Below are 3,409 nucleotides of genomic sequence, written 5' to 3' on the forward strand. Positions count from 1 at the left end.
ACGTGGATGCGGTGGAGGCGCACGGCACCGGAACCGCGCTCGGCGACCCGATCGAAGCCCAGGCGCTGCTCGCGACCTACGGGCAGGACCGCGAGACACCGCTGTGGCTCGGCTCGGTGAAGTCGAACCTCGGGCACACCCAGGCCGCCGCGGGCGTCGCCGGCGTCATCAAGACCGTGCTCGGCATGCGACACGGCGTGCACGCCCGCAGCCTGCACGCCGAGCAGCCCAGCGGGCACGTGGACTGGGACGCGGGAGCGGTGCGGCTGCTCGCCGACGCCCGGCCCTGGCCGGCGGACGCGCACCCGCGCCGCGCCGGGGTGTCCTCGTTCGGCATCAGCGGCACCAATGCCCACGTCATCCTCGAACAGGGCCCCGGCCGGGAGGTGGCGGACCGGACCGACGAGCCCGGCGTGCAGCCCTGGGTGCTGTCCGGGCACACCCCGCAGGCCCTCCGCGCCCAGGCCGCCCGGCTGCTGGCCCGGACGCAGGCCGGGACCGGGTCCCGCGCCGACCTCGGCTACTCGCTGGCCACTGGCCGCGCCGGCCTCGAACACCGCGCCGTGCTGCTCGGCGGCGGGCCGGACGAGCTGCTCGGCGGGCTCGCCGCGCTCACCACCGGCGAACCCGCGCCGCAGGTCATCGCCGGGACCACCACCGGCGGCAAGCTCGGCGTGCTGTTCTCCGGGCAGGGCGCGCAACGCCTCGGCGCCGGACGCGAGCTGCACGCCCGGTACCCCGCGTTCGCCGCCGCCTTCGACGCGGCCACCGCCGAACTCGACCGGCACCTCGACCGGCCGCTGCGCGAGGTGCTGTGGGGCGACGACGCCGACCTGCTCGACGACACCGGGTTCGCGCAGCCCGCGCTGTTCGCCGTCGAGGTGGCCCTGTTCCGGTTGCTGGAGTCCTGGGGCGTGCGGCCGGACCACCTCGCGGGGCATTCCATCGGCGAGATCACCGCGGCGCACGTCGCGGGCGTGCTCGACCTGCCCGACGCCGCCCGGCTCGTCGGCGCCCGCGCCCGGCTGATGCGGGCGCTGCCCCCGGGCGGCGCCATGATCGCCGTGCAGGCCACCGAGGACGAGGTGCGGCCGCTGCTGGACGAGCGCGCCGACCTCGCCGCGATCAACGCGCCCGGCTCGGTCGTGCTCTCCGGCGACGCCGACGCCGTCGCCGAGCTCGCGGGCCGGTTCGCCGCCGACGGGCGCCGCACCCACCGGCTGCGCGTCTCGCACGCCTTCCACTCACCGCTGGTGGAACCGGTGCTCGACGACTTCGCCGCCGAACTCGCCGAGCTCACCTTCCACGCCCCGCGGCTGCCGATCATCTCCAACGTCACCGGCGCCCTCGCCGGACCCGAGATCGCCACCCCCGAGTACTGGGTGCGGCACGTCCGCGGCTGCGTCCGGTTCGCCGACGGGGTGCGGACCATGCACGAGCACGGGGTGCGCACCTTCCTGGAAGCCGGTCCGGACGCGGCGCTCACCCCGCTCGTCAGCGAGGGCCTCACCGACCCGGACAGCGCCGCGCTGCCCGCGCTGCGCCGCGACCACGACGAGGACCGCGCCCTGCTCACCGCGCTCGCCCGGCTGCACGTCCGGGGCGTCCCGCTGGACTGGGCCGCGCTGTTCCCCGGCGCCCGCCGCGTCGAGCTGCCCACCTACGCGTTCCAGCACGAACCGTTCTGGCCCGCGCCCGCCACCGCGGCGGGCGACGCGACCTCGCTCGGGGTGCGGCCCGCGGAGCACCCGCTGCTCGGCGGCACCGTGGAGGTCGCCGACTCCGGCGACACCCTGTTCACCGGCAGGCTCTCCACCGCCGCGCAGCCGTGGCTCGCCCAGCACGCCGTGCACGGCTCGGTGCTGCTGCCCGGCACCGCCTTCCTCGAACTCGTCACCCGCGCCGGGGACGAGGTCGGCTGCGACCGCGTCGACGACCTCACCATCGGCCGCCCGCTCGCGCTGCCCGCCACCGGGGCGCTGCAGTTGCAGGTGCGGCTCGGCGTCGAGGAGGCCGGACGCCGCCTGGCCGAGGTCTACGCCCGCCCCGAAGGGGACCCGGAACTGCCGTGGACCCGGCACGCCGCGGGCACCCTCACCACCGGCGGCGACGCCGAACCCGCCGTGCTCGCCGAATGGCCGCCCGCCGGGGCGGTTCCGGTGGACCTGGACGGCTGCTACGACGCGCTCGCCGACGCCGGCTTCGAGTACGGCCCGCTGTTCCGCGGCCTGACCGCCGCCTGGCGCGTCGGCGACGAGGTGTGCGCCGAGGTGCGGCTGCCGGAGCCGGCGCTCGCCGACGCCGCCTCCTACGGGGTGCACCCCGCGCTCGCCGACGCCGCCCTGCACGCCATCGCCCAGCTCGACGGGGTGCGCCGCGGCCTGCCGTTCACCTGGGCCGGGGTGTCGCTGCACGCGACCGGCGCCACCGCGCTGCGGGTGCGGATCACCCCGGTCGAACCGGACGTGGTGTCGGTGGCCGCCGCCGACGAGACCGGCGCCCCCGTCGCCTCCATCGCCGCGCTGACCCTGCGCGAACCGGAGGACGCCGCGGACGCCGCGGGCCGCGACGCGCTGTTCCGGCTGGAGTGGACGCCGATCCGCGCCGCCGCGGGCGGCGTGACCGCCACCGCCGCCGGGGCCGACCACTTCGGCGTCGGCGAAGCGCTGCGCGCCGCCGCCGTGCCCGCCGGGCAGGACGTGGTGCTGCTGCCGGTGCAACCCGCCGGTACCGGGCCCGAGTCCGCGCACGAACTCGCCCGCGACGTGCTGGACACCGTGCAGCAACACCTCGCCGCCGACGATCCCGCGCGGCTCGTGTTCGTCACCCGCGACGCCACCACCGGCGGTGATCCGGCCGCCGCCGCGGTGTGGGGCCTGGTGCGCACCGCCGAACGCGAGCACCCCGGCCGGTTCGGGCTGCTCGACCTCGACTCGGCGACTCCCGACCCGGACCTGCTCGCCCAGGCCGTCGCCGCGGCCGAACCGCAGCTGCGGATCCGCTGCGGCGTGCTCGCCGCCGCCCGGCTCGCCCGGCTGAGCGCTCCCTCCGGGACCGCGCCCGGCTGGAACCCGGACCGGCAGGTGCTCATCACCGGCGGCACCGGCGGGCTCGGTGCCGCCGTGGCCCGGCACCTGGTGCGCGACCGCGGCGCGCGCAGGTTGCTGCTGGTCAGCAGGCGAGGTGGGGAGGCCGACGGCGTGGTGCCGCTGGTCGCCGAGCTCACCGCGATGGACGCCGACGTGCAGGTCGCCGCCTGCGACGTCGCCGACCGCGAGCAGGTGGCGCGGCTGCTGGACCGGCACGACGTGGGCGCCGTGGTGCACGCCGCGGGCGTCGTCGACGACGGCGTGGTGGACGCGCTCGACGCGGAGCGGCTGGCGGCGGTGCTGCGGCCGAAGGTGGACGC

At 77.7% G+C, this 3,409-nt stretch carries 1 protein-coding gene; it reads left to right on the plus strand.

Translation table 11 applies throughout. The features are described 5' to 3' along the window. Positions 1 to 3,409, plus strand: a 3,409-nt coding sequence (locus ABZ805_RS29165; RefSeq protein ID WP_358447113.1) for a type I polyketide synthase, incomplete at both ends; no start/stop codon positions are given.

Origin of the sequence: Saccharopolyspora sp. NPDC047091 (assembly GCF_040643635.1) — a bacterium.
Taxonomy (GTDB): domain Bacteria; phylum Actinomycetota; class Actinomycetes; order Mycobacteriales; family Pseudonocardiaceae; genus Saccharopolyspora_C.